The sequence below is a fragment of the Erythrobacter donghaensis genome (assembly GCF_002155425.1).
Classification (GTDB): domain Bacteria; phylum Pseudomonadota; class Alphaproteobacteria; order Sphingomonadales; family Sphingomonadaceae; genus Erythrobacter; species Erythrobacter donghaensis.
In genome coordinates this window covers 224,156-250,123 of record NZ_MUYG01000006.1, presented here as the reverse complement: position 1 = coordinate 250,123, position 25,968 = coordinate 224,156, and the positions used below count along the sequence as shown (strand labels likewise).

The following is a 25,968-nucleotide window of genomic DNA, read 5'->3' as shown; positions in this document are numbered from 1 at the left end:
GCGCGCTAGGAGGCGAGGCATGAGCGCCGATGTCACCTATGCGAGCTATCTCGATCTTGGCCGGATCCTTGAAGCGCAGCACCCTGCGTCCGATGCGCATGACGAGCTGCTATTCATCATCGTCCATCAGGCGAGCGAGCTGTGGCTCAAGCTTTGCTTGCACGAGCTGACCGCCGCGCGTGAGTGCATCGAGGCGGATAACCTGCGCCCCGCCTTCAAGATGCTGGCGCGGGTGGCGCGAGCGCAGCAGCAATTGATCCAGAGCTGGGACGTGCTCTCCACCATGACCCCGCATGATTACTCCGCGATCCGCCCCCATCTGGGCGCGTCCTCCGGGTTCCAGTCGGCGCAGTACCGGATGATGGAGTTCATGCTCGGCGGGCGCGATGGAAAGCATGTGCGCTTGCACAAGTCGAACGCCGACTGGGCAGAGCGGCTGGAGACCGAGCGCGGGCGGGCGAGCCTCTATGATGCGGCGATCCGCCTGCTGGCGCGTCGCGGCTTTGCCATCGACGCTGCGGCCCTGTCGCGCGATCCGGCGGCGCCCTATGTCCACAACGCCAGCGTCGAGGTGGCTTGGGCGACGATCTACCGCGATCCCCAGAGCCACTGGGATCTGTACGAACTGGCTGAGAAGCTGGTCGATCTGGAATACCACTTCCAGCGCTGGCGCTTCGGGCATCTCAAGACCGTCGAGCGCATCATCGGCTTCAAGCGCGGAACCGGCGGCACGCCCGGCGTGCCCTACCTCGAGGGCGTGCTGAAGCAGGCCTTCTTCCCCGAACTGCTCAGCGTCAGGACCGCGATATGACCCCCGAAGCCCGCGCCGCCGATTTCGACGCCGCCGATCCGCTGGGGCATTTCCGTGCGCACTTCACACTGCCCGAGGGAGTGATCTATCTCGACGGCAACTCGCTGGGCGCGCTGCCTAAGGCAACCCCCAAGCGGCTGCAAGAGGTGGTTGCGCAGGAGTGGGGCGAGGGGCTGATTCGGTCATGGAACAGCGCGAACTGGTTCGACATGGCGAGCCGCATTGGCGGCAAGATTGCGCCGTTGATCGGCGCTGCGAAGCACGAAGTGATCGCTTGCGATTCAACCAGCGTGAACCTGTTCAAGCTGATCGCCGCTGCGCTCCGGATGCGGCCCGGGCGCAAGGTGGTGTTGTCCGAACCCGGCAACTTCCCGACCGATCTTTACATGATTGCCGGGCTGGAAGCGCAGGGCCTCGCCACGCGGCGGCTGGCGGAGCGGGCGCGGCTGGTCGCCGCGCTTCACGACGACGTCGCGCTCTTGATGCTGACCCACGTTCACTACAAGACCGGCGCATTACACGACATGGCCGCGCTGACCCGCGCCGCGCATGAGGCAGGCGCGCTGGTGCTGTGGGATCTGTCGCACTCCACCGGGGCGTTGCCGGTCGATCTCGATGGCGTCGGAGCCGATTTCGCGGTCGGCTGCGGCTACAAATACCTGTGCGGCGGGCCAGGGGCTCCGGCCTTCGCCTTCGTCGCTGAGCGCCATCAGGCGGACTTGCAGCAACCGCTCACCGGGTGGTTCGGCCACGCCGCGCCCTTTGCCTTCTCCGACGATTACGAAGGCGCACCCGGCATCGAGCGATTGCAATGCGGCACGCCCCCGGTGCTCGGCCTCGCGGCGCTGGAGGTCGGGGTCGATCTGATCGCCGAGATCGGCGTGGCGCGGCTTTACGGCAAGTCGCAGGCGCTTTCGGAATTCTTCCTCGAAAGCCTGATGGCGCATAATGTCGCGCTGGAACTGGTCAGCCCGCCGCGCGCGAGCGAGCGCGGGAGCCAGCTGTCGTTCCGCCACCCGGAGGCTTACGCCATCTGCCAGGCGCTGATCGCGCGCGGCGTGATCGGCGATTTCCGCGCGCCCGACGTGTTGCGGCTGGGCTTTGCGCCTGCCTATCTGAGCTTCGCCGACATGGCCGCCGCCGCGCGTCACCTCGCCGAGGTGCTGGCGAGCGGCGAGTGGGAGCGCGCGGAGTTCAACCGGCGGGCGGCGGTGACCTAACCCACCGTCCGGTCGGCCTTGTCCGCAGCGTTGGTGCCCTTGATCATCGCGCGCATCTGCTCCCACTCGGCATCGCCGAGCGCGTGGAGCATCGGGTAGAACGTCCCGCCATTGGCCTGATAGCCCGCGCCGTCGATTGCGATGGTCTGGCCGTTCACATATTCCGCCCCTGGCCCCATCAGGAACACCGCGAGGTTTGCCAGTTCGTGCATCTCGCCCGCGCGGCCCATCGGATTGAGGTCGTTCTTTGAATTGCCGCCTTGTCCCCCAGGGGACAAACGCGCGCTCATCCCCTTGGTCGGGAAAAGGCCCGGCGCGATGGCATTGAATCTCAGCCCATAGCGGCCCCACTCGGTCGCAAGGCTCTGGGTCATGGCGTTGATCGCGGTTTTGGACATGGCGGAGGGCACCACGAAGGCGCTGCCCGACCACACCCAGGTGGTGAGGATCGAGAGGAAGCTGGCGCGCTTCTTCTCCGCGATCAGCCGCTTGCCGATGTCGAGCGTGACGTAGAAGGTGCCGCGCATCACGATGTCGGCGATGGCGTTGAAGCCATTGACCGACAGGTCCTCGGTGCGGCTGATGAAGTTGCCCGCGGCGTTGTTGACCACGCCGGTCAGCGCGCCGCCATCGGCCCAGATCGCGTCGACCATCGTGTGGATCGCGTCCGCATCGCGGATATCGCAGGCCATGCCGACGATCTTGCCGCCGTGCAGCGCGGTAAGTTCCGCTGCGGTCTCGTCCAGCTTCACCTGCCTTCGCCCGCAGATGTACACGGTCGCGCCCAGCTTCAAAAACGCCTCGGCCATCTCGCGCCCGAGGCCGGTGCCCCCGCCGGTCACGAGGATCCGCTCGCCCGCCATCAGGCCTTCGCGGAACATCAATTTTGCAGTGTCCATTTCACAATCCTCTGTGTTTCGTCATTACGAGGAGCGAAGCGACGCGGCAATCCATGGCCCGTCGTCCTCGGTTTCGCGGTCAGTTCATGGATTGCTTCGCTCCGCTCGCAATGACGAGCGAAGGTGCAATCACAAGCCGAGAACGGTCTTGGCGATGATGTTCTTCTGCACTTCATCCGATCCGCCGAAGATCGTCGCAGCGCGGTTGTTCAAGTAGCGGCCCATTGCGGTCTGGGCATATTCGCTGCCGACCGGCTCAGGCGCTTCGTTGCCGTATAGCGGGCGTTCGAGCGGCAATTGCAGCGCATCCGGCCCGAGCAGTTCCAAGCGCAGCACATCGACCTGCTGGCCGATATTCGAACCCAGCAGCTTCACCAGCGAAGTCTGCGGCCCCGGCGCGCGGCCCTTGGCGAGTTCGGCGAGGATGCGCAGTTCGGTCACCTCCAGCGCCTCGGCCTCAAGCCGTACGCGGGCGAGCCTGTCACGGAAGCGCGGATCATGCGCAATCGCGCCGTTGACGCCCGAGGGCTGGGTCTGGGCGAGGTTTTCGAGCCGCTCGATCGATTGCAGCAGGCGCGGGGCATAGCACGATCCGCCGCGTTCGTTTTCGAGCAGGAACTTGGCGATGCTCCACCCGGCGCCCTCTTCGCCGATGCGGTTTTCTTGCCCTGTGCGCGCGTCGGTGAAGAACACCGCATTGACCTCGTGATCGCCCGACATCGAGTGGATCGGGGTGACGCTGACCCCCGGCTGATCCATCGGCACCAGCAGGAACGTGATCCCCGCCTGCTTCTTCACGCTCGCATCGGTGCGCACCAGCGCGAAGATCCAGTCGGCGTGATGCGCGTGAGTGGTCCAGATCTTGGAGCCGTTGATGACATATTCGTCGCCCTCAAGGCGCGCAGACGTCTTGAGGCTGGCGAGGTCGGAGCCGCTGCCGGGCTCGGAATAGCCTTGGCACCAGTAATCCTCGCCCGACAGGATGCGCGGCAGGAAGCGCGCTTTCTGTTCGGGCGTGCCGAATTCGCAGATCACCGGGCCGACCAGCCTGAGGCCAAGGATCGCAAGCGCAGGCGCGCCGGCGAGCGCGCATTCCTTTTCAAAGATGAATTTCTGCGTCGGCGTCCAGCCGGTGCCGCCGTCCTCCTTGGGCCAGTGCGGCGCGACCCAGCCCTGCTTGAAGAGGACGCGGTGCCATTCCATCCCGATGTCGGGCTCGACAAACACCCCCGGCGTGCGGCGTGCGCCGTCGCGCAGCCGTTCGGGCAGGTTATCTTTGAGGAAGGCGCGCACTTCCTCGCGGAAGGCGATATCCTCGGGCGAGAAGTCCATGTCCATCTACAGCGATCCCAATCAGTCCCCGTCCCTCATGGCCCAGCGGATCGTGCGCCGCAGCAGGTCATAATAGACGTCGTAATTCCAGGCGCACATTTCCTTGTGCGGGTAGAAATCGGCCATGCCCGGAAGATCGTAATGCCCCCGGCAATGTCCCAGCGCATTGTATACGATCCGCCCCGCGCCAATATCCCTCGTATAAACGATAGGCACCGTGGTCTTGGGCCACTGGCTGTGGGTGAAGCCGGTCGCCTCGCCTTCGAAAGTGGTCTGCATCAGCGTGTCGATCGGTGCGGTGGTCTTGGAGAGGTAGAGCTCGTCGACCACTTCGAAATCCTCGATCCCGCGGGTGAGCTCGTGATCCTTGTTGACCACCTCGACCGTAAACTTGTCGATAGGCGGGTGGGCGACGAACTGGGTGCCGAGCATTTCCATCACGTCAGGGCGATCATCGGGCGCATCGACCAGACCATCGGCAGTGAAGACGAGGATCGAGTTGGTGCCGTGGAGCGCCATCCACTTGCCGCCCTTCTCCATCCACGCTTTCAACTGCGCGGCCTGTTCCGGCGTCGGCATCAGATCGCAGGTATAGGTGATGAGGAAGCGGCACTGGTCGAGCCGCTCGAGTCCCGAATAGTCCGCAGCGACCGTAGTGCGGATATGCGGATGCTCGGCCAGCAGCTTGAGGATTTCGAGCCGGGGGTAGTCAATATCGTGATACTTGCCCGCAGCGATAAAATGCGCGTCGATGCGGGTGGCGGGTTGTTCGGCCATGTCAGCTCCTTATCGACCCGCCGCCATCGACGGTGAAATCGCAGCCGGTGGTGAAGCTCGCCTCGTCGCTGGCGAGGAAAACGACCGCGCGGGCGACTTCCTCGGGCTCGCCGATGCGGTTCATCGGGTGGGTGGCAGCGAAATTGGTCTCGATGTTCTCTGGCGTGTCGGCACCGGAGAACTTGTAGCGGTTGTACATCGGCGTGCGGATCGCGCCGGGGTGGACGATGTTGACGCGGATCGGCAGGCCCCGTTCGGCGAGATCGAGCGCGACGGATTGCGTGAGGCCTCGCAGCCCCGCCTTGGACGCCGAATAGGCCGCCACGAAAGCTGCCGGGCGCATCGCGATCATCGAGCCGATATTGACGATCGCGCAGGGCTCCCCGCTCGCCGCCATCGCCGGGATTGCCGCACGCATCCCGTAGAAGGGGCCGTTGAGGTTGATGTCGATCGTGCGCTCCCACACATCGAGCGACCCGTCGGGGACATTGCCGGGCTCGGAGATGCCGGCGATATTGCACAGCACAGTGAGCTTGCCGAAGCGCCCGCGGGTGGCGGAGACGGCGGCTTCCCACTGGTGCAGGTCACGCACGTCGAGCTGCACTGCTGCCGCCCGCTCGCCCAGCTCGGCGGCGAGGCCTTGCGCTTTCTCCAGCTGCACATCGCCCAGCATCACGCTGCCACCCTCGGCCACGATCAGCCGCGCGACCGCCGCGCCAATCCCTTCCGCACCGCCCGAGACCAGCGCGACTTTGCCCTTCATCCTGCTCATTCGCGCTCCAGAATTGCGACGCCCGAGAGGCCCGGCGCGCCGTAGACGTGGGAATAGCCGAACCGCGGCTTGCCCGGGACTTGCCGCTCGCCCGCGCGCTGGCGCAGCTGGGTGACGTTCTCATAGACCTGCCTCAGCCCCGAGGCACCGATCGGCTCCCCGCAGGCAAGGCACCCGCCATCGGTGTTCACGGGCAGCTTCCCGCCCGCGATCTCGGTCCATCCATTGGCGAGCCATTCCTCCTGCTCGCCATCCTTGCAGAAGCCGTTTTCGGCCATGTGCATGATTTCCGCGCCGCTTTCGGTGTCCTGCAACTGCGCGACAGAGATGTCCTCGGGCCCGATCCCGGCCTTCTCGAAGGCGGCCTGACTGGCGAGTATCGTGGGCTTGCCGCCCTCCTCGATGCTGATGCCGGCCTGAAATACTTCGAAGGAATTGGGCGGGCGCGTCTTTACCGCCACCGCGCGGATCTTCACGCCGTCCGCGCCCAGCTCCTTCATCTTCTTCTCGGACGCGAGGATCAGCGCCACTGCGCCCTCGGCGGGCGAGCAGAACATGTATTTGGTGAGCGGGTCGTTGATCATGGGCGCGTTCATGATCGTGTCGAGATCGACCGGACTGCGCCGCCATGCATGGGGCGTGATCGTGCCGTTGCGGAAGGCTTTCTCCGCCACCCGCCCGAGCGTCGTTCGGCTGATGCCGTGCAATTGCATGTAGCGCTGGATTTTGAGCGCGAAGAATTGCGTCGTAAGCATCATGCCGGTCTGGCCGTACCATTCGGGCAGGCCATAATCCGATGGCTTGGCGTTGAACGCACCGCGCGGGTGCTTGTCGAAGCCCACCGCGAGCGCGAGGTCATACATCCCGCTGGCGATCGCCTGCTGCGACGCCGCGAGCGCGCTGCCGCCGGTCGCGCAGCCGTTCGCCACGTTGGTGAAAGGCAGGCTGGTCAGCCCCAGCTCGTTGACCATGATGTCGGCATTGCCCGCCGCCGCGCTGCCGCCATAGGCGCACTCGATATCGGGCCATTCGAGCCCTGCATCGGTCAGCGCCTCGCGCACCGCATAGACGCCCTGTTCGCGGCCCGAGCGGCTGTCGGTGCGGCCGAAGGGGTGGATGCCTGCCCCGATGATGTAGACGTTCTCGCTCATGCGGCCTGACTTTCTGCTGCTGCGACGGGGCGGAAGGCGAAGGTGTCGTAGCGCGCGTTGAACGGCACGATGCAGAATTCTAGATCCATGCCGAGATGGAGGTCTTCCAGCCGCGCATCGACGATGCGGCTCTCGACGATCACCTCGCCCGGCAGTTCGACATAGCCGAGCAGGAACGGCTGGAAATCGGGCGGGCCTTCGCCCGGGCCGGAGCCGGGGCCTTCATAGGGTTCCTTTGGCAGGAAGCCTTGCGAGGTCCACGACCACAGCTTGCCGCGGCGCGCGAGCTTGTAGGGCTCCACGCCCTCAGCCGAATCGCCGGTGGGCATCGGGAAGACGATCTGGCCCGAGGGCAGCCTGCCGCCCATCAGGTGCGGTTGCGGATCGTCGCTCCACAGGTTCGGGTCGATCTTCTGTCCCATCCGCGTCCCCTCAGGCTGCCAACGCATATTCGGCGAGCACGGTGTCGACATCGCCAAACAGGCGGGCGAGCACCAGCACACGCTTCAGCGCATGGCCGATGGCGAGTTCGTCGGTGATGCCCATGCCGCCGTGCATCTGCACCGCCTCGCGGGCGATGGCGTCGACATTTTCGCCGATGTAGACCTTGGCCCCGGCGGCCGCACGGGCCCACCTTGCGGCATCCCCCCGATCGGTCAATGCTGCGCGGTAAAGCATTGATCGCGCTTGTTCTTCCTTGGCGTAGCAATCGACAAGACGGTGCTGCAAGGCTTGGAAGGAACCGATGGCGACGCCGAACTGCTCGCGCTCTTTCACATAGGCCAAAGTATCGTCTAGCAGGCGCTGTCCGAGGCCGACCATTTCCGCTGCGGCATAAAGCCTGAGGTCGGCGACAATGCTGTCGAGTGCCGCCGGATCAAGCGTTAGCTTCGCGCTCGCAGGCGTGCGGGTGAGCTTGATCTCGCCGGCGATGCTTCCATCGGCGAGGCGATAGGCGCGCACTTCGAGGCCCGGCGCATCGTGCGGCACGAGGAAGCACGCCGTCTCTCCGCCAAGGTCGGCGGTGACGATGAACAGGTCGGCGATCAGCGCGCCCATCACCATCGTCTTCTCGCCGGTGAGCGTGAAGCCGTCTCCGCCGCCGTCCGCCTTCATCCCCTTGGCCTTGAGGCTGTAGCGCTGCCCGCGTTCGGTCCACGCCAGGGTCGCGATGGTCTCTCCCGAGAGAACGTCTTCCAGCACATCGCCCGCCCCCCCGCGTTCCAGCAGCAGTGCAGGCAAGATGCCGTGTTCGAGCAGCGGGTCGGGCGCATTCGCTTTGCCGATCGCTTCGCACACCAGAGCCAGATCGACCGCCGAGCCGCCCATGCCGCCCGCATCCTCGCCCGCCGCCAGCGCGATCAGGCCCAGCTCGGCGAGTTGTTGCCAGCGCGCACGGTCATAGCCCGTGGGCGAGAGGCGCAGGCGCCGCCGCCACTCGACATCGACCGGCGCGGCGAAGCGCTCGACCGACGAAACGAACATTTCCTGTTCTTCAGACAGGTCGAAATTCATGAGGCTCAGGCCTTCCGTGTGAAGGTAATCGGCAGATGGGTCACGCCGCGCAGCAGGATGTTCGGAAGGATGCGGATTTCGTTCTCGTCAGCGACCGCGAAGTTATCGAGCCGTTCGAGCAGCTCGTCAAAGGCGACCAGCATCTCCTTGCGGCTGAGCATGTTGCCCACGCACATATGCGGCCCCTTGCCGAAACTGAGATGCGTGCGGGCGTTCGCGCGGTCGATATCGAACTTGTCCGGATCGGGGAATTTCGACGGATCGCGGTTCGCCGCGGCGTAGCGCAGCTGCATCACCGCGCCGGCCGGGATCGCGACGCCGCCAAGCTCGGTGTCCTGCTTGACGATCCGCCACATGCCAGCCGTCGGGGTTTCATAACGCAGCGCCTCCTCGACGAGGTTCATGATCACCTTGGGATCCCGCCCGCCCGCCGCCGCCTTGGCCTTCGCCATCTGGTCGGGATTGCGGATCAGCTGGAGCAGGCCGCCCGCCAGCGTCGAAGTGGTGGTCTCGTTGCCTGCCACCATGAACTGCTGCATCAGCGACATGATCTCGGCGTCTTCGAGCGGCGTTTCGCCCTTGATCCGCGCCTCGACCAGATCGGTGAGCAGGTCGTTGCCGCCATTCGCCTTCCGGTCGTCGATGAGGCCCTTGATATAGTGCTGAAACTCCACAAGGCTGCGTGCGCATTCCAGCTTGCGCTCGTGATCGACCATCTGGCTGAAGCGGTCGACCGCGGCGTCCGACCAGCGCTTCACGCGGCCCGGATCATCATCCAGCCCGATCTGCCCGGCGATCATGGCGACCGGCAGCGGCACGCCGAATTCCTCGACGAATTCGCAATGGCCCCGGTCGGCAAAGGCTTCGATGAGGTCGATCGATTTCTGGCGCATGTCGGCCTCGATCGCGTTGACGCGCGGGGCCGAGAAGGCGAGGTTGACCAGCTTGCGGTTGCGGGTGTGGACCGGGTGGTCGGCGGTGAGCAGGGTGGGCAGATCGGGCCAGCCCTCGGCCAAAATCGCCTGAATATCCGCATCCGCCTCGCGGCCCATCAGCGCGGTGAAATCGTTCGAGAAGACCTGCGGATTGGCGGCGGCCTCGCTGCACAACTCGTAGGAATAGACCACCCAGGTGTTCATGCCCTCAAGGTGCTCGATCGCGATACCCGCCTCGTGGATGGCGCGGTAGTAATCGAACGGATCGACCAGCGTTTCGGGCGCGAAAACGTTGCCTTCGGGCTTGTTCATGTCAGGTGGCTCCAGACCCCTTGGAAGTAGGGCGCAAGCCTAGCCATGACCGCCCCCCCGATGCGATGCGCGTTTGTGTTAGGGTTGCACGACGAACATCATCCGCCTGCGGCAGGCGGTGCGAATTCGCGCTGGAACTCGGCCATGTCGAAATAGTCGCGCCACGCCGCGATTCTGCCGTCGGCGTCCAGTTCGAAGGTGCCCATCACGCGGATCGCGGCCTTGCGCCCGTCCCTGAAGGTGAAGCCGTCGGTGCGCTCGGTCAGCACGGTGTTTCCATTGGCTGCGATGGCGTGGGTCTGCCAGTCGCATCCCGCGAGATCGGCAAGAAAGCCGGTGACCATCGCGCGCATCTGGACGGTGCCGTGAACCGGTTCCATCGGGATATTGTGATAGACGATATCTTCGGCGCACAGCGCGAGCAGGCCCTCGATATCGCAGGCGTTCCAGTGGCCGATGAAGGCTTCGACGGTTTGTTGGGGCGTCATCGTGCCGGTCTCCATCAGGCGATCTTGAGGATCATCTTGCCGTCGTTCGTCCCCGCGAATAGCCGCATGAAGCTGTCGAATGCGTTCTCCAGCCCCTCGTCGATATGCTCGTCGATGGTGAGCCGCCCTTGCGCGGCCCAAACGCCCATCGCCTGCGCGCCCTCGGCGAAGCGCGGGACGTAGTCGGCCACCAGCAGGCCGCGGATATGGGCGCGCTTGACGATCAGCTGCCACAGGTTGCGAATGCCGCGCGGCGCGGTGTTGTATTCGCTGATGAGCCCGCACAGCCCGACCCGCGAATGCAGGTTGAGGTTCATCAGCCCGGCGTCGAGGATGATCCCGCCGACATTCTCGAAGATCACGTCGACCCCGTCAGGGCAGGCCTTGGCAATTGCCTTGGTCAGCGCAGCCTCGTCCTTGCCGCGATAGTCGATGGCGGCATCGAAGCCATATTTGTCGGTGAGGCGCGCGCATTTGGCGGGGCCGCCCGCGATCCCGACCGCGCGGCAGCCGTGGATCTTGGCGAGCTGGCCTACGAGGCTGCCGACTGCGCCTGCGGCACCCGAGATCAACACGGTCTCTCCCGCCTTGGGTTCGCACACTTCGAGGAAGCCGAAATAGGCCGTCATCCCGACAGCGCCGAAGATCGAGAGGTAGTTGGTGACGCTCGGCACCAGCGACGGGTCGATCGGCTGGGTGAAACCGCCCGCGACGCCGATGGAATAATCCTCGAGCGCGTTCAGCCCCATCACCCACTGACCGGGCGCAAAGCCGTCCGCGCGGCTTTCCTCAACAACGCCGATGGTGCTGGCGCGCACCGGTTCGCCCAAGGGGATCGGGGGCATGTAGTTGCCCTCGGCATCCATCCACCCGCGCATTGCCGGATCGAGCGAAGCGTAGTGGTTGCGGATGAGGAACTGGCCGTCTTCCAGCGCGGGGGTGTCCTCGGTGACGAGGGCGAAATCCTCGGGCACCGGCGTGCCATCAGGGCGACGCTGGAGAAGGAAGCGGCGGTTCTGGGGCATATCGGTCTTTCGGTTGGAGAGAATATCAGGCCGGTTCGAGCTTCACCGGAATGGCGCTTTGCAGGGATTGTCCGGTGATCGGATCGTAATCGACCACCTCGCTCACCAGCCGGTTGGTGGAAGCTCCACGCTCGCGCACGTCGTCCTTGGTCGCATCGGCATCGCCATAGGCGTGCGCCATCGAGACGATCCCGCGCCGCACCTTGTCGCTCGCCTTGACCACGCCATGAATCGTGGCGTGGGGCGAGGTGACCGCGACCAGCCCGCCTTCCTCGAGGCCCAATGCCGCGATGTCGTCGGGGTGGATGAAGGCCGGGTTGGTGGTGGTCTTCTCCTGCAACTTCTTGAGCGGGTGGCCGATCGAGTTGAACCGCGTCTTGGAGCGGCGGCTGATCAGGCGGAAGTCAAAGCCCTCGCGCGCGGCGCGGTTTTCGGCATATTTCAGCAACTCCGAAGGCATCGACCCCACTGCCAGATCGAAGCGGTGGAACTCGCTTTCGTCGAGGGGTTCGACCAGCGGGTGCACCTCGGGATAGATCACCGCCGCGCCGCCATTCGCCTTGCAATCCTTGCGCACGTCGGAGGGCTTCTTGAGGCTGCCGGCGACCATCAGGTCGAGGAACTCCTGCTTGGTGGGCTTGCGGTCCATCGGCAGCGGGCCGCCGCCCAGCACCATCTGGATGCCGAGATGATGCGCCAGCGTCCAGAACATCTCATATTCGTCGATGCAGTCGCCCGGCGCCTCGACCACCGCTTCGGTGTAGCGGGCGTAGGGTTCCTCGTGCCACCATTCGCTAAGGTTGGTGATGTCCTCGCGCTCGAGGCATTGCGAGGGCGCGAGCACCACAGTGGCCCGCCGCGCAGACGCGCTCATCCACGGGTCGATCTGTACGAACAGCTCGAGATCATCGAGCGCGCGAACCATCTTGGCCTGATCGGGGAAGCCGACCACCGGATTGCCGCCGACCGAAATCAGCGCGCGCACCTGACCGTCGCCCGGTGTGAGGATTTCATCCGCCAGCACGTTGCACGGCATTTCCCAGCCCAGATGGCCCAGCCCGCGGAAGCGCGATTTCGGCATCCCTTCTGCGCCGAACATCGGCACCGGCGGCGCCACCTGTGCGCGGCGCGCGGTCTGGTAGGGGCTGAACACACCCGGGATCGCGGCTTTCTCGCCCTCTTGCTTGAAGCGCGCGCAGATCGTGTTGAGGCAGGTGACGAGATATTCGGTCAGCGTGCCGTGGCCCGCCATTTCCGGCCCCGTGCCGGTGGTGGCGCAGCCCTTCGACCCGCTGGCGAACATCCGTGCAGCGGCGATGAGCTGGTCTTTGTCCAGACCGGCACGTTCCGCTGCCACCTCAGGCGGGAAGGCCTTCACCGCCTCGGCGATTTCATCGAATCCGTCTACGTGGGCCGCGACGAAATTGCGGTCATACAGCCCCTCGGCGATGATCACGTTGAGCATCCCCGCCAGCATTGCCGGGTCCTCGCCGGGTTTCACGGGGAGGTAAATGTCGGCCAGCCGCGCGACATCGCTTTCGCGCGGATCGGCGACGATCAGCTTGAGGCCTTCCGCCTTCTTGTCGCGGATGCGGCGCGAGGGGCTGAAGGGCGGCACTCCGCCGACCGGCGCGTAGTGCGATACGATCGGATTGTTGCCGATGAACAGCGCGACATCGCTTTCGGAGAAGGTGTTCGGCCCGGCCATCCACTTGCCGTAGCGCGCGGTGGTGAACACCTTGGCGGGCTGGTCGAGCGTCACCGAGGTGTAGAAATTGCGGCTTCCCACGGCTTGCGCGAAGCTGAGCGAGGCGGCCATCGCCGCGCTATTCTGGAAGCCCCCCGATCCCATGAACACCGCCACCGAGTGCGGACCGTATTGGTCGATGATCCGGCGCAGCTCGCTCGCCACATGGGCGAGTGCCTCGGGCATCGCGGTGGGAACGAATTCGCCGGAATCGTTGCGAACGAGGCTGTGATGCAGGCGGTTTTCCGAATTGTGCGAATCCGGCAGCTCGCGGCCCTTCATGCAGGTGTAGCCGCCATAGGCCGGATCGTCGGGATCGCCTCTCACCTCGATCACCTTGCCGTCAGCGACGTCGACTTCCATCGCGCAATTGGCATGGCAGAAACGGCAGAAGGTCTTGTGAGTCTGGACGCCCATCGTCTCTCTCCCTTTGGACGGGAGACTACCACAGGGGGCAGGGCGCTCGACTGACACTTTTGCCCGTGGAGAGGCGGGCAGCGCCCCCGCAATAGGGCAGGCGAACCAAGGAGAGTTCTGATGCCCACCATCACCCGCCAATGGCTGCTCAACGGACACCCGCGCGGTCGCGGGATCGAGATCGACAGTGATTTCCGGCTCGTCACCACCGAGCTTCCCGATCCGGCCCCCGGCGAGATGCTGCTGAAGCTGCACTATCTCGGCTTCGACCCGGCGCAGAAGGGCTGGATGGAGAACATCGCCGACTATGTCGCGCCCATGGCGATCGGCGACGTGATGCGCGGAAGCGGGATCGCCGAGGTGGTCGCCTCCAATGGCGGTCGCTTCGCGGTGGGCGACATGGTGTTCGGCACGACGGGCTGGACCGAATGGCTCGTCACCGATGGCAAGGAGCTGACCAGGGTCGAGACCGAACTCTCCCCCACCGCCGTGCTCTCGGTGCTGGGGACCACCGGGCTGACCGCCTATTGCGGGCTGTTCAAGGTCGGCAAGCCGGTGGTGGGCGATACCGTTCTGGTCAGCGGCGCAGCCGGGGCGACCGGGAGCATTGTCGGCCAGCTCGCGAATATCGCCGGGTGCCGCGTGGTCGGCATCGCGGGCGGACCCGACAAGTGCGACTGGCTCGTCAAGGAAGCGGGCTACGATGCCGCGATCGATTACAAGGCGGGCGGCGTGAAGGAGCAGATCCGTGAGCACTGCCCGCGCGGGGTGGACGTGATCTACGACAATGTCGGCGGCAAGATCTTGAACGACATGCTCGCCTGCATCGCCACCAATGCCCGCGTGGTGATCTGCGGGGGGATCAGCCGCTACGAGACCGGCTCGCTTCCCGCAGGGCCGGAGAACTACTTCAACCTCGTGTTCCGGCGCGGCACGATGGCAGGCTTCATCGTCCTCGACTGGGTGAGCGAGTTTCCCGCTATCCGCAAGCGGTTGGAAGGCTTCGTGAAGGACGGGCGGCTGACCTATCAGGAAGACATCCAGCACGGTTTCGAAAACGCGCCGCAGGCGCTCCAGCGCCTGTTCACGGGGCAAAATCGCGGAAAGCAACTGCTGAAGCTCTAACCCTCGTCTTCAATCCGTTCGCCCTGAGCTTGTCGAAGGGCCGCACTTCTTCCTTCGTTGTGGTGGAAAGAAAGGACGGGGCTTCGACAAGCTCAGCCCGAACGGTTTGGGGTCAGCGTGCTAGATCCTCGGGCCGGTTGACGTTCATCAGAGGGGCCGGGAGCTCCACCCGCCGCGCGCCGATATGATCGGCGCAGCGGTAAAGCGACCGCCCGCCGCCTTCTATGAACGCTGAGAGCGCGGGCGAAGCGCCGACCGGCCACAACCCCACCACCGGCTGGCTCTCCACAATCGCTGCGCCGTCGCCCGCGAGCGTCGCGGCCAAATCATGCGGCAAATCAGGCGCATCGACCCCGGCGGACAGCACATGGGTGAACCCGCCCGCCTTGGCATGGCGCAGCGCCGCTGCCAGCCCGCCGAGGGGGCCGAGACCTGCTTCGGGCCAGTCGGGGACACACACGAAGCCTGTCTCCTCGCGCCCGCAGACCACCACGCTTTCGCATTGTGCCGCCAGTGCCTCGGCAACCCGGTCGATCAGCCGCGCGCCCTGATACAGCGCCTGCGCCTTGTCGCTGCCGAACCGCCGCGCCTGTCCGCCAGCGAGGATGGCGCCCAGCAGCCTCAGTCGAAGGCCTCGGTCGCTTGGCCTTGCGCGTTGTAGACCGGGCCCTCCGCGTCGACTCGATACTTGCAGCTCACCGCGCCGGTGATGCCGAACTGGCCAATGTGGTCGCGCATGCCCGTATAGGCCGGATCGCGGAAATGGGCAGCGAGCGCTTCCTCGCTCTCCCACTCCTCGAACACGTTCACGCGCGCGGGATTCATCGAACAGGCGCTCCAGTCGTAGTGGATGCAGCCCTTCTCGGCGAGCGCTGCCTCGATATGCGGACGCGCGGTCCGCAGAGCCTCGTCGCGCTGGGCGGGATCGAGATCGATCTGGGCGGAAATCAGGATCTTGGCCATGGTCTTCAGCTCTCCACACCGAATTCGGCGACAATACGGAACGTGCGGCTGGTGAACACCCAGCGCCCGTCGATCTTGGCCAGAGTGTCCTCATACAGCCCGCCAACATGGCGCGCCTTGCCCTCCTTAGGCTTGAGGATTTCTTGCGTCTGCACCCGCGATTTCGCGGTGTTTCCGGTGACTTCGATCATGCAAGGCACGCATTGGAAGCTGACCGCATGCAACCCCCCCATCGCGCCGTTCCAGAAGGCGACGATCGCGTCTTTGCCCCTGGTCTTGTGGCCCATCAGGTCCCAGTCTGCGTCCTCGGCCCAGACGCTGCCCCAGGTCTCGGCATCGAAGCGCACCACGCCATCGGCATAGGTGCCGTTGAGTTCGGCAATCGCGACGCGATCCTCCAGCGGTCCTGTAAACATGGCGGCTCTCCCCTTGGTCTGCCGCCGCTATCGGGCGCGCGCGCCGGGCGAACAATGCCCACTTTTGGGAAGGGTCGGCAGCCCGCCCGCCGTGTTACTCCCCCGCCGAAAGGAGAGGCGCGATGGGACAACTCGAAGGCAAGACCGCGGTCATTCTGGGGGCGGCATCGGAGGGCAATATGGGCCAGGTCATCGCCCGCCTGTTCGCGGCCGAGGGGGCGAAGGTGATGGTGGCGGGCCGCAAGGAAGCCCCGCTCGCCGCGCTCGCCGAGGAGATCGGCGGCGCCTATGCGCTGTGCGACATCACCAGCAAGGCCGAGGTCAATGCCATGGCCGACAAGGCCGCGGCGACCTTCGGCCGGGTCGATATCGCGATCAACACCACCGGCTGGGGCCTGCTCGCCTCGATGCTGGAGATCACCGAGGAGCAGCTCGACCAGATCGTCGACCTCCAGTTCAAGGGCGTGCACCATTTCCTGCAAGCCTTCGTCCGGGTGATGAGCGCGCAGGCCCCGACCGGCGGTTCGCTCATCAGCCTGTCGTCGGCCACCACCAAGGCGCTGATACCCAACCACGCCGCCTATATCGGCACCAAGCGCGGCAGCGAGGCGCTGATCGAGTGCGTTGCCAATGATTTCGGGCACTTGGGCATCAAGGCCAACACCGTCTCCCCCGCCTTCACCGACAGCCCGATGACTCACGAGAGCTTTCAGGTGCCCGGCCTCGTCGATGCCTTCCTGCCGCGCTATCCTCTGGGGCGGCTCAACACGGTCGAGGATGTCGCTTACGCCTGCCTGTGGCTGTGCACCGATACGGCCTTCATCACCGGGCAGAACATCCAGCCCAATGGCGGGCTGACGCTCCGAGGCAATCCGCAAGCGCGCGATATCGAGGCGGCGGTGGGTGCGGCGATGGCGAAGTTGCAGGGGTAGTCCGAAAGCCCTCACCGATGTTCCACGTGGAACATCGACGGGATGGCGATGAACCGGCAACGACCGCGCGATGACCTCAGTACTGCGCGGTGCCGCCGTCGACGCTGATTTGCGCCCCGGTAATCCCGGCCCCGGCTTTGCTGGCGAGCAGCACCGCGACAGCGGCGATCTCCTCGACCTCGTTGGGGCGCTTGATCGCGGCTTCGGAGGCGAACATCGTCACCATGTCCTCGAACTCCATGCCCATCGCCTTGGCGGTGGCGGGGCCGTTGTTGCGGATGATGTCGGTGATGACGAGCCCGGGGCAGATCGCGTTGACCGTCACCCCCTGCGCCCCGACTTCGCGCGCGAGGCTCTTGGTCAGGCCGTTCACCGCGTGCTTGGCGGCGGAATAGGCGGTGAGCACCGGCTTGCCGTGCTTGCCTTCCATCGAGGAGATGTTGATGATCCGCCCGTCCTGCTTTTCAAGCATCACCGGCAGCGCGCGGCGAGTGGCCCAGAAGGTCGAATAGACATTCCACTTCATCGCTTCGTCGAAGGCATGGTCGGAGAGGTTGACGAGCGGCTGCAAATCACCCGCGCCACCGGCGTTGTTCACGAGAATGTCGAGCGTGCCGAATTGCGCGATGGTGTGATCGACGAAGCCTTCGAGGTCACCCTGCGCCATCACGTCGCCCGCGACGAAGATCGCCCTGTCGCCCACCCCCAGCTCTTCGAGCACCTTCGCGCCCTTGTCCGCATTGCGGGCGAACAGGGCGACGCGCGCGCCCTCTTCGAGGAACGCCTCAGCGATCCCGCGCCCCATGCCTGCCGTGCCCCCGGTGATCGCGGCGATCTTGCCTTCGAGTTTGCCTGCCATTGCCTTACCCCTCCTTCGCCGGGTCGATGTAATCGCGGTAATAGGTGAGCTTGCCGCCTTCGACCTTGTAGATGCCTACGCCGCCGCGGGGGGACGCGCCGTCCATGTGCATGGTCCAGCGCGCCCAGGCCGCGTGATCGTCACCGCAGATCTCGTCGACGGTGAAGTGGACGCGGCGCTCGCCCATCTCCTTCACCATCGTCGTCATGAAGCCCATGATCGCCTCGCGGCCCCGGTATTGCCCCCAGATCGGGTCTTCGAGAAAGGCGTCCTCGGCGAACAGATCGACCAGCCGGGTGTAGTCGCCGCCGTCCTGGATGCGCCAGAATTCCTCGATCACGCGCTGTGCTTCGCCCGGCATTGTTCTCTCCCAAGGGTTCGTCAGTGCCTTGTGCCACGCCCGCTGCCGCGCTTGCCCCTGCGAAAATGGCGAGGCGAGCGATGCGGGCCGGGCGCGCTACTGTCGGCGCGAAGGAGAGGCTGCATGTCGACCATCCCCCGCGTGTCATCCGCGACCCCCGGAGAGCCGGCGCATTTCGGCTCCGTGCTGGCGCACCAGCCCGCGATCGCCGAACATTTCTTCGCGCTCTATGGCCGCTTCTGGGGATCGGACGTGCTCTCCGCGCGGATCAAGGAGGTCGCGCGGATGCGCAACGCCCGCGTCACGCAATGCGGGTTCTGCCGCAATGTCCGCTTTGACAAGGCGGTGGCGGAAGGCCTGCGCGAGGAGGCGGTCGGCGACATCGCCGATGGCTACGAGACCTCGGCCAGGCTGAGTGATGCCGAAAAGGCGGCACTCAAGTTCACCGACGCGCTGATCCACGATCCTGACCTGCTGACCGGCGATGCGCGGGCGGCCTTGCAGCGCCACCTCACCCCCGCGCAGATCGCCGAACTGGGACTGGGCGTGACGCTGTTCCTCGCGCTCGCCAAGGCGCTGATCACGCTGGGGCTGGAGCCCGAGGCGATGGACCGCACCGTGCTGCCCACGCCCGCGGTGCTGGAGGCGGCGGAGTGAGCGGCGGGCCACTGGTGGCCGCGCTGGCGGGCAATCCGGTGCTGGCCGAGCACTACGCCGCCTTCCGCGCCAGCGCCGATGCTGCGCTCGATCCAGCCTTTGTGGCGCTGACCCGGCAGGCGGTGGCAGCGGTGCACCGCATGGGGCCAGCACCGGACGAGAGCGGCCTCGATGAAGGCACCCGCACTTGCCTCGCCTATGCCCACCGGATGCCCTTCGAGCATACCGCGATCACCGATGCCGAGGCGGCGGCGGTCTCGGCCCATCTGGGCGAGGCGGGATATGTCGCCTTCTCCGTGCTCACGGCGCTGGCGGATGCGGAATGCCGCGCGGAACTGGTGGGCCTGCCGGAGCTGGCGGGGGTTTGACGAACCTCCCCCGTCCCGGGCTTGACCCGGGACCGAGCTTTCGTCCGGCGGGATAGGTAGCCGGAAGCCGGGGGAGGGTGAATCAATTGACCGCGCGGTCTTTCCCCACCCAAAAAGGCGCGCGCAGCTCGCGGCGCAGGATCTTGCCCGAGGGGTTTCTCGGCAGCGCCGGGATGAAATCGACCGACTTGGGACACTTGTAACCCGCAATCAGCGTGCGCGCGTGGGCGATGAGGTCCGCTTCGCTTAGCTCTTCGCCCGCCTTCACGACGACACAGGCCTTGACCGCCTCGCCCCACTTGGGGTCGGGCACGCCAATCACCGCGACATCGGCGACCTTGGGGTGCGAATAGAGCGCGTTCTCGACCTCGGCGGGATAGACGTTTTCGCCGCCCGAGATGATCATGTCCTTCACCCGGTCGTGAATGTAGAGGTAGCCGTCCTCGTCAAGATACCCGGCATCCCCGGTGCGCAGCCAGCCTTCGGCGTCGATGGTGGCGGCGGTGGCATCCGCGTTGTTCCAATAGCCGCGCATGTTCTTGGCCGAGCGCGTGGCGATCTCGCCGACGGTGCCCGCCGGGACTTCGTGGCCCGCCTCGTCGATCACCTTGATCTCGACCCCGGCGAGCGGCTTGCCGACACTCCGCATCCGCACCGATCCTTCGGGCACGTGATCCTCGGGGTCCAAAGCGACGATGGTGCCGCTGGTCTCGGTCATGCCGTACATCTGCACGAAGCCGCAGCCCATCACCCGCATCGCCTCGCGCATCAGCTCCAATGGGATGGGGGAGGCGCCATAGGTGACGTATTTGAGCCGTGAGAAATCGACCTCGCCCACCTTCGGGTGATTCAGCAGAATCTGGAGTGCCGCGGGCACGAGGAAGATCTTCGAGATGTTGTAGTTCTGGATCAGGTCCAATGCCTTGGTCGGATCATATTCGGGCAGGACGATCGCATTCGTCCCCGCCACCATCGTCCCGATGCCAGTGCCCGTTCCGCTGATATGGAAGCACGGCATGGCGAGCAGCGTGACATCGCCGGGGACCGGCTCCTGCCAGGCGCGCATTGCATCGCCCGCCGCCGTGCCGTCGCGGCTGGAAAGGATCGAGCCGTGGGTGATCACCGCCCCCTTGGGCTTGCCGGTGGTGCCCGAGGTGTAGAGCTGGAGCGCGTCGTCCTCGGCCCGCACCCGGTGCGCCGGGGGTCTGGCGGGGAAGCCATCGCGCCAGATGCGGTAATCGGTGCCGGGGAAGTCAGGCGCGTCGATGCCGATTACCTGTTCGACATGGGGGCAATCGGCGCGGATTTGGCGCAGGACCTCGGCAAAGCCCTCGCCCACGAAGACCACGCGCGCGCAGCTGTTGTCCAGCACATAGGCGACCTCGGGCGCGGCGAGGCGCCAGTTCACCGGCGTCATCACCGCGCCCACCCGGTTCGCGCCCAGAAAGGCCTCGAAATAGAGCGGATGGTTCTTGCCGAGGAAGGCGACCCGGTCCCCCGGCTTCACCCCCAGCGCGGCGAGCGCATTGGCTGCCCGGTCTGCGCCTGCATCGAGTTCGGCGAAGCTGATATCCTCCTGCCCGTAGGTGAAGGCGATCACGTCTCCAGCCACGCGGGCGTGCTCGCGCACGACGTCGCAAAAGGACTCTGCGGCCAATGCTGTGTTCTCTCCCATCCGCGCGGGGATACCCCCTGCACGCCGGGCTGTCATTCACACATTTCATAGCAGCGCAGGCGCGCGGCGGCGCTAGGCTGGCGGGATGGCTGTTGCGTCAGGCTTTGCACCCGCCGGTTTCTCGCCGGGCTTTCTCGATCACGGTGGGCCCTATTACATCGGGCCGGCGGTGGAGGGCGTGCGCGTGGTGGGCCTCATGATCTGCCCGCATCACATTAACTATCAGGATGCGGCGCATGGCGGGGTGATCTCGACCTTCGCCGATGTCGCCTTGAGCCACGCTGTCTATGACGCCGAACGCCCCCGGCTGACGCCGTCGACCGTGACGCTGACGGTGAACTATCTTGCGGCGGCAAGGCTGGGCGACTGGCTGGAGGCGCGGGTGCGGATCGACCGGCTGGGCGGGCATACGGCCTATACCTCGGGCGGCGTGTGGCGCGGGGAGGAGCAGGTGGCGACGATGTCGGGCGTGTTTAATTTCAGGCGGTAGGGCTCGCTCTCTTTTTCTCGTCATGCTGAACTTGTTTCAGCATCCATTTCTCCGCAGGCGCGGATGGTGCGGGAGGAACGATGGACCCTGAAACAAGTTCAGGGTGACGAAGAACTGGAAGTGCCTGCTTACCCCAACCAAGCTGTGACCGCCGCGGTCGAGGGATCGCGTTTGTCGTGATACCCCGCCGCACCCTCCGGCGTGTCTGACAGGTCTACGCCCTCGACCACCCGGAACTCGCGCCAGTCGTAAAGCCCCGTGCGCTGGGCCATGCGCCACTCGTGCCCACGCTTCTCGAAGCGGTCGACATAGCGCCCTGCCACGACCGCCGAATAGATGACGCCCTTGTCAGGAAACACCGCCGCCAGCGGATAGCCGGGGGGGATGGTGTGCATCGCGGTCATGTAGGTTTCGGTGTGACACACGTCCTGCCCCTCGAACCCGAAGATCGTCTGGCCGAGCTGGTGCTGGGTGGCGAGGCACGGGTCGATCACCGCGCGGGCCTGTTCCACAAACCCGCGCCAGTCGCCCTCGATCACCCCGAAGCGGAAGGTTGCGTAAGGGTGGAACAATCGCTCCATCATCCCCCATCGCCGCCGATCGATCGCATGGGCATAGGCGGCGAGAATGTCGCGGATCGCCTCGCGGTCTTCGAGCGTGCCTGTCATGGTTCGAGCTCCACGATCACCTTGCCGAGATTGCCGCCGGTGAACAGCTTGGCATAGGCGGTGAGGGTGTTTTCGAGGCCCCGCGTCACGTCGTAGCGCATCACCAGATCGCCCGCCTCGTGCCACGCGCGCAGCCGCTCGGTGAGGGCGGGGCCTTCGTGCATGAAGTCGGGCGAGAAGAATCCCTCAATCCGCAGTCGCCGCATCAGCACCTGATCGAACTCGCCCGGGGTGGTGCGGGTGCCAGCGGTGTAGTCGGCGAGCAGCCCGCACACCGCGACACGCCCATAGTGGTTCATGCGGGTCAGCACCACATCGAGCAGCGGGCCGCCGACATTGTCGAAATAGACGTCGAAGCCGCCTGCGTTGTCGAGCTGTTCGGCCAGAGCATCTGATTTGTAATCAGCGGCTCCCGCGATCCCCAATTCGCCCGTCAGATAGGCGCACTTCGCCGCCCCGCCCGCAATTCCCCACGGCTCGCAGCCGAGGAGCTTGGCGATCTGCACCGCGAGGATGCCGGTCGCCCCTGCCGCAGCGGAGACCAACACCCGCTCCCCTGGCTTTGCCGCGCCGGTGCGCTCGACGCCCCACAGAGCAGTCCAGCCGTTCATGCCGAGCGGGCCGAACCATGCGCGCCGGTCGGTCACTGCGGGATCGAGCAGCAGCGCGCCCGACATCACCGCATCCACCGTGCTGACATCCGCCCACTGCCCGAAAGCCCGCACCAGATCGCCCTGCGCGAACCCGTCCGCGCGGCTCTCGATCACCTCTCCCAGCACCAGTCCCGTCATTGGCGCGCCGAGCGGGAGCGGCGGCTGGTAGCCGTCCTCGCGGCTCGTGAGCCACAGCCGGGTGCCCGCGTCCATCGACAGGTGCGAATTGCGGATGCGGATTTCGCCCTCGGCCAGAGGCGCAAGCGGGGCCTCGGCCAGTTCCAGCGCGCTGGCGAAATCGGTGCCTTCGGGGCGGCGGGCGATGCGCCAGAAGCGGTTCTGCATCGCCGCACTGTCCGGCCCCCGCGCCGCTACGGCAACCCCGCCTTTTCGCTAGGGCCTCTCGGCCCCCGGCTATCAATTTGGCGCGGTGCGAAGCGGGAGGGCGGTTCCTAGTCTCGCGCGCAATTGCCAATGGGGAGAGAGACGAATGGCACTTATCACGGTGATCGGCGCGAGCGGCAGGCAGGGCCTTGCGCAGGTGCGTCAGGCGCTGGCGGCAGGCTACGACGTGCGCGCGATCTCGCGCCGTCCCGATGCGCTGGAGGGCGCGCCGGTGGAAGGTGTCGAGCGGGTCGAGGTGCGGCCCATGGACCTCTACGACACGTCCACCTTCCACGATGCGCTCGAAGGATCGGACTACATCTTCTACACCCACCCGCTGCAGGCCCGCGCCGATCGTGCCTACCTGATCGGAGAGGTCGGCAAGGTCGCCGCGCATATCGGGGTCAAGCGCGTGGTCTGGAACACCTCGAGCTGGATTCCCGACAAGCCCGGCGATCCCTTCACCTATGGCGAGAATACCAAGGGCATCAATGCCCTGTGGCGCAGCGGCGCGCCGGGAACGGTGTTTGGCTCGGTGCTGTTCATGGACAACCTGCTGACCAACTGGGCACGGCCCTTCATCGTCGGCGAGGGGCGCTATGTGTACCCCCACAATCCCGATCTGGAAGCCAACTGGATCAGCCTCGACGATGTCGCGCGTTTCATGCTCGCCAGCCTCGAACGGCCCGACATGGAAGGCGCCTGGCTGAATATCGGCGGGCCGGAGCGGCTGGTCGGCAAGCAGGTGACGCAGTGCCTCAGCGACGCGCTCGGCAAGGCAATCAAATATGATCCCTGCACCCCGGAAGAATTCGGCCGCTATCTGGTCGAAGCCGCGGGCGACACCATGCCAGCGGAAATGCGCGCCGACTTCGCCAAGGGCATTCAGGCCTTCTACGAATACAACAACGAAGCCCCCACCAAGCCTTTCGCCGTCGACATGGACCACGTTTACGAGCGCTTCCCGGAACTCGAAGGCAAGCTGGAGACGATGGGCAGCTGGACCAAGCGGCAGGAGTGGGGCGAGTCCAACTATCGCCCAGCTTTCGGATAGGGCCGCATCCTGATCCCCGCGCAGGCGGGGCTCCCGCTTCTTGTTGTGAGCGCCTGAGGGGCGATCGCTGGATTTCCCGCCTTCGCACCATTCGCCTGTTGACACCGGTGTCTTTCGCATAAACAATGGCCCTTCGACAGCAACCTGCACCACAAGAAGGCAGGCAGCATGGAGAGAGGTCAACCCGTCATGGTCTTGCGGTATCGCAGAGAATTGGTGCGCCTTGCGCTGGTTGCCGTTTCAGCCGGCGGTGCGCTTGCCGTCAGCCTCGCCAATGCGGCCCCCGCGTCGCAGGCGCGCCTGCCGCAGATGCTTGCGGCCAAAGGCGGCGGCCCCGATTTCAGCTATGCGGGCTATCGCTTCGGGCTGGCCCCGCTGCCGGACACACAGGACACGGTGATCGATGCCACCGCGCATGGCGTGATCCCCGATGACGGGAAAGACGATGCCAAGGCCCTGCTGCGCGCCATCGCCGCGGCGGACCAGATCGACGGCAAGGTCACGCTGCAACTGCCCAAAGGGCGAATCCAGATCGGCGAAGTGATCCCGCTGGAGCGCAGCAATTTCGTGCTGCGCGGCGCAGGCTCTGGCGCGGACGGCACCGAGCTCTACTTCCCCCGCCCGCTCAAGATCGTCGACGATCCGGCACGGCAGGAAGAGCTGCGCGGCTATCTGAAGTACGAGAACAAGTACGAGGTCATTCCCGATCAGAACATCAATTTCCTGTTCAGCGAATATAGCTGGTCGGGCGGGTTCCTGCTGGTGGGGCCGAAGGGGGATCGCCCCGTATCCTACGATCCCGCGCGCGACCGCCGCACGCCGGTGCTGGCGGATCCGATGTCGGGCCAGCAATTCGGCCAGACGATCCGGGTGAAGGATGCCTCGCGCCTCTCGGTCGGGCAGGTGGTGCAGGTGCAGTGGTATTCGGTCGATGGGGCCGACAGCGCGATCCTGCGGTCGATGTATGGCGACCTGTCGCCGTGGAACGACAGTGCCGCCGGAGCCGCCGCGCCGCTCACCATCGGCTCTCACCACTGGACCTTCATCAACCGCCCGGTGGTGGCGCAGCCGACGCGGATCACCGCGATCAAGGGCAACACCGTCACCATCGGCGATCCGCTGCTGCATGGCATTTCCGCCGGGCAACCCGCTGTGCTGGCTGCGTGGGAGCACCTCGAAGAGGTCGGGATCGAGGCGATGAAGCTGACCTTTCCCGACAACCCCTGGTACGGCCATCATCTCGAGGCGGGTTTTAACGGCATCTACCTGACCGGTCTGTTCGATGGCTGGGTGCGCGATGTCGAGATCCGCGACGCCGACAGCGGCATCCTGACCGACAATGCCGGCTCGCTCACCATCGACGCGGTGCGCACCACGGGCGAACACAAGGCGCATTACGCCGTCCATGTCGGCGCGGTGCACAATGTGCTGGTGCGCGATCTGGTGGTGGAAAATCCTGCGGTTCACCCGGTCAGCGTCAACACCCGGTCGACCCGGTCGGTGTTCCTGCGCGCCGATGTGCGGCGCGATGCGATCATCGATCAGCATTCGGGATCGAACCACCAGAACCTGTTCGACCAGCTGACCATGCATGTCGCGCCGCGCAGCACCGCCGATGGCTGGACCTACCGGCTGTGGGAGGCCGGGGGCGCGCCCTATTGGAAGCCAGGCCACGGGCTGTTCAACACCCACTGGAACATCAGGCTGGTGTTTCCCGGCAGCGTGCCGGAGGGGGCCGAGGTTGCGATCACCAGCGGGCTCGAAGGGCCGGGCGCGCGGATCGTCGGGCTGCATGGCAATCGCCCGGTGAAGCTCGATTACCGGCCGACACCCTATGTCGAAATGCTGAACGCGGCGGTGGCCTCTGCCCCCTCGCTTTACGAATACCAGTTGAGCCGGCGGCGCGCGCCCAAGCGCTGATCCGCCGCAGGAAAACACACGGGCCGAACCCCAAAAGAGGGG

General features: G+C 65.6%; 28 protein-coding genes. 9 read left to right on the top strand and 19 right to left on the bottom strand.

Annotated elements, in window-relative coordinates; all coding sequences use genetic code 11:
* Positions 1–19: 19 nt before the first annotated feature.
* Positions 20–811 carry a tryptophan 2,3-dioxygenase gene (locus BZF59_RS02495; RefSeq protein WP_086606653.1) on the top strand — a complete coding sequence of 264 codons (792 nt, stop codon included), beginning with the start codon at positions 20–22 and terminating at the stop codon, positions 809–811.
* A complete protein-coding gene (gene kynU, locus BZF59_RS02490; RefSeq protein ID WP_086606652.1) occupies positions 808–2,031 on the top strand; it encodes a kynureninase in 1,224 nt (407 codons plus the stop codon). The genes BZF59_RS02495 and kynU overlap by 4 nt, the downstream gene beginning before the upstream one ends.
* Here kynU and BZF59_RS02485 read toward each other — a convergent pair.
* From BZF59_RS02485 to BZF59_RS02435, 11 genes are all read right to left on the bottom strand, one after another.
* Positions 2,028–2,930: an SDR family oxidoreductase gene (locus tag BZF59_RS02485; protein WP_086606651.1), complete on the bottom strand. Its 903-nt coding sequence runs from the start codon at positions 2,928–2,930 to the stop codon at positions 2,028–2,030. The two genes, kynU and BZF59_RS02485, sit on opposite strands and share 4 nt — an antisense overlap.
* A 129-nt stretch (positions 2,931–3,059) precedes the next feature.
* Positions 3,060–4,268 carry an acyl-CoA dehydrogenase family protein gene (locus tag BZF59_RS02480; protein WP_086606650.1) on the bottom strand — a complete coding sequence of 403 codons (1,209 nt, stop codon included), beginning with the start codon at positions 4,266–4,268 and terminating at the stop codon, positions 3,060–3,062.
* A 15-nt stretch (positions 4,269–4,283) separates the two neighbouring features.
* The gene (locus BZF59_RS02475; RefSeq protein ID WP_086606649.1) at positions 4,284–5,039 is read right to left on the bottom strand and encodes a ThuA domain-containing protein; all 756 of its coding nucleotides are present in this window, start codon (positions 5,037–5,039) and stop codon (positions 4,284–4,286) included.
* A gap of 1 nt (position 5,040) precedes the next feature.
* Positions 5,041–5,811, bottom strand: a complete 771-nt coding sequence (locus BZF59_RS02470; RefSeq protein ID WP_086606648.1) for an SDR family NAD(P)-dependent oxidoreductase — start codon at positions 5,809–5,811, stop codon at positions 5,041–5,043.
* On the bottom strand, positions 5,808–6,962 hold the full coding sequence (locus BZF59_RS02465) for a thiolase C-terminal domain-containing protein (RefSeq protein WP_086606647.1): 1,155 nt from the start codon (positions 6,960–6,962) through the stop codon (positions 5,808–5,810). The genes BZF59_RS02470 and BZF59_RS02465 overlap by 4 nt, the downstream gene beginning before the upstream one ends.
* Positions 6,959–7,384 (bottom strand): OB-fold domain-containing protein, encoded by a 426-nt coding sequence (locus BZF59_RS02460; protein ID WP_086606646.1) that lies wholly within the window; start codon positions 7,382–7,384, stop codon positions 6,959–6,961. The genes BZF59_RS02465 and BZF59_RS02460 overlap by 4 nt, the downstream gene beginning before the upstream one ends.
* Positions 7,385–7,394: 10 nt before the next feature.
* Positions 7,395–8,477 carry an acyl-CoA dehydrogenase family protein gene (locus tag BZF59_RS02455; protein WP_086606645.1) on the bottom strand — a complete coding sequence of 361 codons (1,083 nt, stop codon included), beginning with the start codon at positions 8,475–8,477 and terminating at the stop codon, positions 7,395–7,397.
* A gap of 5 nt (positions 8,478–8,482) precedes the next feature.
* Positions 8,483–9,724 (bottom strand): cytochrome P450, encoded by a 1,242-nt coding sequence (locus tag BZF59_RS02450; RefSeq protein WP_086606644.1) that lies wholly within the window; start codon positions 9,722–9,724, stop codon positions 8,483–8,485.
* A 98-nt stretch (positions 9,725–9,822) separates the two neighbouring features.
* Positions 9,823–10,212 carry a limonene-1,2-epoxide hydrolase family protein gene (locus tag BZF59_RS02445; RefSeq protein WP_086606752.1) on the bottom strand — a complete coding sequence of 130 codons (390 nt, stop codon included), beginning with the start codon at positions 10,210–10,212 and terminating at the stop codon, positions 9,823–9,825.
* A 14-nt stretch (positions 10,213–10,226) separates the two neighbouring features.
* Complete coding sequence (locus tag BZF59_RS02440) at positions 10,227–11,237, bottom strand: NADP-dependent oxidoreductase (RefSeq protein WP_086606643.1); 1,011 nt, start codon at positions 11,235–11,237, stop codon at positions 10,227–10,229.
* A gap of 25 nt (positions 11,238–11,262) precedes the next feature.
* Positions 11,263–13,401, bottom strand: coding sequence for a molybdopterin-containing oxidoreductase family protein (locus BZF59_RS02435; RefSeq protein WP_086606642.1), 2,139 nt, complete (start codon positions 13,399–13,401; stop codon positions 11,263–11,265).
* A 120-nt stretch (positions 13,402–13,521) separates the two neighbouring features.
* Here BZF59_RS02435 and BZF59_RS02430 point away from each other — a divergent pair, with 120 nt between their 5' ends.
* Positions 13,522–14,526 carry an NADP-dependent oxidoreductase gene (locus BZF59_RS02430; RefSeq protein WP_086606641.1) on the top strand — a complete coding sequence of 335 codons (1,005 nt, stop codon included), beginning with the start codon at positions 13,522–13,524 and terminating at the stop codon, positions 14,524–14,526.
* A gap of 112 nt (positions 14,527–14,638) precedes the next feature.
* Here BZF59_RS02430 and mobA read toward each other — a convergent pair whose 3' ends face one another.
* From mobA to BZF59_RS02415, 3 genes are read right to left on the bottom strand one after another with little or no spacing between them, the layout of a single operon-like run.
* Positions 14,639–15,133: a molybdenum cofactor guanylyltransferase gene (gene mobA, locus BZF59_RS02425; protein ID WP_342744106.1), complete on the bottom strand. Its 495-nt coding sequence runs from the start codon at positions 15,131–15,133 to the stop codon at positions 14,639–14,641.
* Positions 15,134–15,147: 14 nt separating this feature from the next.
* Positions 15,148–15,489: a putative quinol monooxygenase gene (locus BZF59_RS02420; RefSeq protein ID WP_086606640.1), complete on the bottom strand. Its 342-nt coding sequence runs from the start codon at positions 15,487–15,489 to the stop codon at positions 15,148–15,150.
* 5 nt (positions 15,490–15,494) lie between these two features.
* Positions 15,495–15,905 carry a nuclear transport factor 2 family protein gene (locus tag BZF59_RS02415; RefSeq protein WP_086606639.1) on the bottom strand — a complete coding sequence of 137 codons (411 nt, stop codon included), beginning with the start codon at positions 15,903–15,905 and terminating at the stop codon, positions 15,495–15,497.
* Positions 15,906–16,027: 122 nt separating this feature from the next.
* On the opposite strand from BZF59_RS02415, the gene BZF59_RS02410 reads away from it, so the two are divergent.
* On the top strand, positions 16,028–16,837 hold the full coding sequence (locus tag BZF59_RS02410) for an SDR family NAD(P)-dependent oxidoreductase (protein ID WP_086606638.1): 810 nt from the start codon (positions 16,028–16,030) through the stop codon (positions 16,835–16,837).
* Between the two features lie 76 nt (positions 16,838–16,913).
* Here the strand turns inward: BZF59_RS02410 and BZF59_RS02405 are convergent, their stop codons facing one another.
* On the bottom strand, positions 16,914–17,696 hold the full coding sequence (locus BZF59_RS02405) for an SDR family NAD(P)-dependent oxidoreductase (protein ID WP_086606637.1): 783 nt from the start codon (positions 17,694–17,696) through the stop codon (positions 16,914–16,916).
* A 4-nt stretch (positions 17,697–17,700) separates the two neighbouring features.
* On the bottom strand, positions 17,701–18,057 hold the full coding sequence (locus tag BZF59_RS02400; RefSeq protein ID WP_086606636.1) for a nuclear transport factor 2 family protein: 357 nt from the start codon (positions 18,055–18,057) through the stop codon (positions 17,701–17,703).
* 123 nt (positions 18,058–18,180) lie between these two features.
* Here BZF59_RS02400 and BZF59_RS02395 point away from each other — a divergent pair, with 123 nt between their 5' ends.
* Positions 18,181–18,714, top strand: a complete 534-nt coding sequence (locus BZF59_RS02395) for a carboxymuconolactone decarboxylase family protein (RefSeq protein ID WP_143738071.1) — start codon at positions 18,181–18,183, stop codon at positions 18,712–18,714.
* A complete protein-coding gene (locus tag BZF59_RS02390; RefSeq protein WP_086606634.1) occupies positions 18,711–19,082 on the top strand; it encodes a hypothetical protein in 372 nt (123 codons plus the stop codon). Before BZF59_RS02395 ends, BZF59_RS02390 begins: the two co-directional genes overlap by 4 nt.
* Before the next feature lie 82 nt (positions 19,083–19,164).
* On the opposite strand, the gene BZF59_RS02385 is transcribed toward BZF59_RS02390, so the two are convergent.
* Positions 19,165–20,757, bottom strand: coding sequence for a fatty acid--CoA ligase (locus BZF59_RS02385; RefSeq protein ID WP_086606633.1), 1,593 nt, complete (start codon positions 20,755–20,757; stop codon positions 19,165–19,167).
* 85 nt (positions 20,758–20,842) lie between these two features.
* Between BZF59_RS02385 and BZF59_RS02380 the strand changes: the two genes are divergently transcribed.
* A complete protein-coding gene (locus BZF59_RS02380; protein ID WP_086606632.1) occupies positions 20,843–21,247 on the top strand; it encodes a PaaI family thioesterase in 405 nt (134 codons plus the stop codon).
* 128 nt (positions 21,248–21,375) lie between these two features.
* Here BZF59_RS02380 and BZF59_RS02375 read toward each other — a convergent pair whose 3' ends face one another.
* Positions 21,376–21,915 (bottom strand): nuclear transport factor 2 family protein, encoded by a 540-nt coding sequence (locus BZF59_RS02375; RefSeq protein WP_086606631.1) that lies wholly within the window; start codon positions 21,913–21,915, stop codon positions 21,376–21,378.
* A complete protein-coding gene (locus tag BZF59_RS02370; protein ID WP_086606630.1) occupies positions 21,912–22,913 on the bottom strand; it encodes an NADP-dependent oxidoreductase in 1,002 nt (333 codons plus the stop codon). The genes BZF59_RS02375 and BZF59_RS02370 overlap by 4 nt, the downstream gene beginning before the upstream one ends.
* A gap of 145 nt (positions 22,914–23,058) precedes the next feature.
* On the opposite strand from BZF59_RS02370, the gene BZF59_RS02365 reads away from it, so the two are divergent.
* Complete coding sequence (locus tag BZF59_RS02365; protein ID WP_086606629.1) at positions 23,059–24,006, top strand: SDR family oxidoreductase; 948 nt, start codon at positions 23,059–23,061, stop codon at positions 24,004–24,006.
* 168 nt (positions 24,007–24,174) lie between these two features.
* Entirely contained in the window at positions 24,175–25,926 is a 1,752-nt protein-coding gene (locus tag BZF59_RS02360; protein WP_143738070.1) for a hypothetical protein, read from the top strand.
* Positions 25,927–25,968 lie beyond the last annotated feature (42 nt).